General features: G+C 67.8%; 4 protein-coding genes. 2 read left to right on the top strand and 2 right to left on the bottom strand.

Features of this window, described 5'->3' with window-relative positions:
* Positions 1-394: 394 nt before the first annotated feature.
* Positions 395-1,249: a family 16 glycosylhydrolase gene (locus tag MJ785_RS13190; RefSeq protein WP_239308415.1), complete on the top strand. Its 855-nt coding sequence runs from the start codon at positions 395-397 to the stop codon at positions 1,247-1,249.
* Here the strand turns inward: MJ785_RS13190 and MJ785_RS13185 are convergent.
* Together MJ785_RS13185 and glpX are read right to left on the bottom strand one after the other, a co-directional pair.
* Positions 1,239-1,949, bottom strand: coding sequence for a sterol desaturase family protein (locus tag MJ785_RS13185; RefSeq protein WP_239308414.1), 711 nt, complete (start codon positions 1,947-1,949; stop codon positions 1,239-1,241). The two genes, MJ785_RS13190 and MJ785_RS13185, sit on opposite strands and share 11 nt — an antisense overlap.
* Positions 1,950-1,984: 35 nt before the next feature.
* Positions 1,985-3,007, bottom strand: a complete 1,023-nt coding sequence (glpX, locus tag MJ785_RS13180) for a class II fructose-bisphosphatase (protein ID WP_239308413.1) — start codon at positions 3,005-3,007, stop codon at positions 1,985-1,987.
* Positions 3,008-3,462: 455 nt separating this feature from the next.
* Between glpX and MJ785_RS13175 the strand changes: the two genes are divergently transcribed.
* The coding region (locus MJ785_RS13175) for a DUF4245 domain-containing protein (protein WP_239381151.1) at positions 3,463-3,979 on the top strand (517 nt) is incomplete at its 3' end.

The following is a 3,979-nucleotide window of genomic DNA, read 5'->3' as shown; positions in this document are numbered from 1 at the left end:
GGGCAACGCGAGTCCGGTCTTTTTCTGCATTCCAGCGGAGTGGGACGCGTTGCTGGCGGGTGCCCGGGATGACAGGTTCGACCGGACCTGATGCCTGCTGCCGTGCGCCCCTCCCGAGAGCTGTGGGAGCGCCCGCCCGACGCCCCGCGCCCGCCATTTCGATCAGGTAAGCACCCTCCTGGGCAGCACAAAAACGGCTGTGCGCCAGCCTGGCGGGCAGCGGGCCGCAGCGGCCGGATGGCGATCGTCGATCTTGAGTTGATTATCGTCATCACGAAACGTGTGTACTACGCGATGAATCAATTACGCTCCGTGTTAGTGTCGGTGGAGACAGGAAAGCCGGTTGTGCGGGTCGGCGCAGGGCTGTCCCGCCCGGATGTTGGGTTGTCGCCATATGCACACCAGACTCCGCATTCTTCTGCCACTGATCGCGGTTTCGGTGGTAGTCGCCAGCGCTGCCGTGGCGTGCACGGACGGCGCGCTGCTCGCTAGCGGCCCGGCGAGCAGCGCGCCGACGGGCCGCGGGCCGACGGTTGGTGACGGTTCGCGCTCTGCCTCGGCGGATGCCTGGGGCGCGCCGCTGTTCGTCGAGCGGTTCGACGGCAAGGACGTTGACCCCACAAACTGGTGGGTCTACGACAAGCCGAACGCGGAACCTTTCCCCAGATCGGTGGCTCGGGCCACGGTCGCGGGTGGCGCACTGCGCCTCACCGGGGGCTTCGACAGCGCTGGCCGGGATCTGGGCGCTGGGATCGCGAACAAGATGAACCTGCGGTACGGCCGTTGGGAGGCCCGCGTCCGGGTGGAGCGCGGCGATGGCTACTCGGGGGTGATACTGCTGTGGCCGGCGTCGGGCAACTGGCCCACCGACGGTGAGATCGACCTGCTGGAGGCAATTAACGGCAACCGCCAGGGCGCGTCGAGCTTCGTCCACAACGGTCCACGCAACCATGTTGAGTGGCACTATCTGCCCGGTGATTACACTCAGTGGCAAACCATCGCGGTCGAGTGGCTGCCCCGATCGATCACCTTCTATCTCAACGGCGTGCCAGAGTGGACAGTGACCACGCCAGCCATTCCGGGCGCGGTCAACCCGATCCCGTCGACGTCGGCGATGCACCTGGCGCTACAGCTGGACAAGGGCTGCACCGGCGCGATCCCGTGCCGGAACAGCCGGACGCCGGCGACAGTCACCATGTATGTCGATCAGGTACGGATATGGACGGCTCCGCCGCGGCTCACCGGGTAGGCGCGTGTGTCGCGGTGGCCGAGATCGGGACCATGTCGCGGGGCGGGTTGGTTCCCAGCACGATGTCGCCGATCCTGGATGTGACGCCCAGCCAGTAACGCTCGTTGCGGAAGTGGTGCAGGCGATGGTTGCGCCAGAGGCGTCGGTACATCCGGCTCCGAGGCTGATAGCCGCTGTGGATGAGGAAATGGGTCCAGTCGTAGACGAGCAGGCCCATGGCCGCGCACAGCGCCGCGGTGGCCGCCTGAGGCGATCCGTGAACGGCTGCGGCGAGGGCGGCCGTGCCGCCGGCAAGGACCTCCTGGGGGCGTACGAACATCGTGTCCATATTCGTCGGGTCACGGTGATGCTGCTCGTGCCCCCAGCCGGCGGCCTGGTAGAAGACACGGCCGATCGGGCTGATCGGCTCGGCATGCAGGATCTCCCGATGCACCGCCCATTCCACGAACGGCTGCGCGGCCATCATCGACACCGCGATCAGGGCGTCGCCTCGCCCGAATCGGCCGCGGGCGAGGCGTACGGCCACGAGGCTCCCGACGGTGCCCAGCAGCACCGGTGGGCGGGGATGGCGGACAAAGCGCCGGGCGGCGGCGGGCAGGGTGGCGACCTCGGTGGCGCGCCCATGGGGACCAGGCCTGTCCAGGCGAACGACCGCCGCGTTGACCACGCGGGCCGTGCCGGTGACCGCCCGGATCGGCAACGGCGTAGCCAGCCCGCGCAGGGTCCTCGCCCCGCTCAGAACGGCACCGTGGAGTAGGCCTGGAGCTTGGTCAGCTGGTGCTGGCTGTCGACCCGGCGGACCGTCCCACTGCGTGACCGCATGACCAGGGACGACGTGTTCGCCCCACCCGGCCGGTACCGGACCCCGGCCAGCAGCTCGCCGTCTGTGATGCCGGTGGCGACGAAGAAGACGTTGTCGCTGTCCACGAGTTCACGGGTGGTGAGGACACGTTTGGGGTCATGACCGGCATCGAAGACCTTCCGCTGTTCGTCGGGATCTCGCGGCCAGAGCCGTCCCTGGATGACGCCGCCGATACAGGCCACCGCGCATGCGGCAATGATCCCTTCGGGGGTGCCGCCAATGCCCAGCAACAGGTCGGCGCCGGTGTCGGCGGACGCGGCCATCACCGCGCCGGCCACGTCCCCGTCGGAGATGAGCTTCACCCGGGCACCGGCGGCGCGGATCTGTTCGATCAGCTCGGCATGGCGTGGGCGTTCCAGGACGATAACGGTCACATCCCGCGGATGCACGCCCTTGGCTTTGGCGACGGCACGGATGTTCTCCTCAACCGGCGCGGTGATGTCCACCATGCCGGCGGCTTCGGGGCCTGTGACCAGCTTTTCCATATAGAAGCAGGCACTCGCGTCGTACATGGATCCACGCTCGGAGACGGCCATCACCGCGATCGCATTGTTCATTCCCTTGGCGGTGAGGGTGGTGCCGTCCACCGGGTCGACGGCGACGTCGCATTCGGGGCCTTCGCCCGAGCCAACGTCCTCCCCATTGAAGAGCATCGGGGCTTCGTCCTTCTCGCCCTCGCCGATGACGACGATCCCGCGCATCGACACGGTGCCGACGAGCCGCCGCATGGCATCGACGGCGGCTTGGTCCGCGCCGTTCTTGTCACCGCGCCCGACCCATCGGGCGGCGGCGAGCGCGGCCGCCTCGGTAACCCGGACGAGCTCGAGGGCCAGGTTGCGGTCGGGGGCCTGCCCCTGGACGACGAGAGGATCAGGAAGAGTGCTGTCTGCTGCCACGCATCCGAGGGTAGTTGCACGCGCGTCCAGCCGCCCGCCAGCGCCGTGGCCGCCACGCCGAAGCGTCCGGAATTTTCGTATATGCGGTGTTTCGGTGTTTTTCGGGTGTTTTCGGGACGGTTGGAACTGTCGTGCGTTCATCGGGTACCGGACACCGGGTGTGGGTGTCGGATGGTGGACAGAATTGTGCTTCTTCCTGGTGCAACGCTGGCAGCCCGCTGTGCGTCGAACTGTTTACGGGAGGAGAGCGCCCGGCGCGCGGAGGGGGCGTGCCGGGCGCTCTTATGTGTTTATTTGCCTTCTGTTGTTTTTTGCGGCTGGCTTGATCGGCCCTTTCGCCTTACCTGGCTCATGTCGTTTCCCAAATCACGGTTTTGTAATGATTTGGCACGCGTTGCCGCGCGGATCGACCGCCCTGTCGGGCCGGGCCCGCGGCGGGACGTCAGGATGGACGGGTGGCACGAAGACGCGGTCAGGAGACGATCCGGGACATGCTGCTGTCCCTTGGCGTGGTGATGGCCGGTGTGGCGCTGTTCACCCTGTTCATGCCGAGGGGTGACGCGGACTCGGTGGTCGCTGTGGACACAGCCGCCCCGCTGGCCGCCTTCGCGCGGGTGGCACCGTTCGGCGTCGCGGAACCGACGGGCCTGCCCGGCTACTGGAAGGCCACGTCGATCCGGACGCAAGCGCCGCCTGGCGCGTCCCGCGCGGACGTGATCGAGCTGCGCATCGGTTACGTCGTTGACCGTCCGGGTAACCGTACGTACGCACAGCTCAATCAGGGCAATGCGAGGGACGCTGTCAAACGGGTCCTGGCGGACCGGCCGGTGACGGGGACCGTTGACCTGGCGGGGGCGCCGTGGCAGGAGCGGCGGGATGATGCCGGCCACCTGGCGCTGACCCGTCAGGTGGGTGACGTCATTCTGATCGTCTCCGACGGCGGTGGGCGGAGCGGCGCTTCTCTCACCGACC

Origin of the sequence: Protofrankia sp. CiT1, assembly GCF_917627335.1 — a bacterium.
Taxonomy (GTDB): domain Bacteria; phylum Actinomycetota; class Actinomycetes; order Frankiales; family Frankiaceae; genus Protofrankia.
Note: the sequence above shows the minus strand (reverse complement) of the source record. Positions and strands in the feature narration are given on the sequence as shown.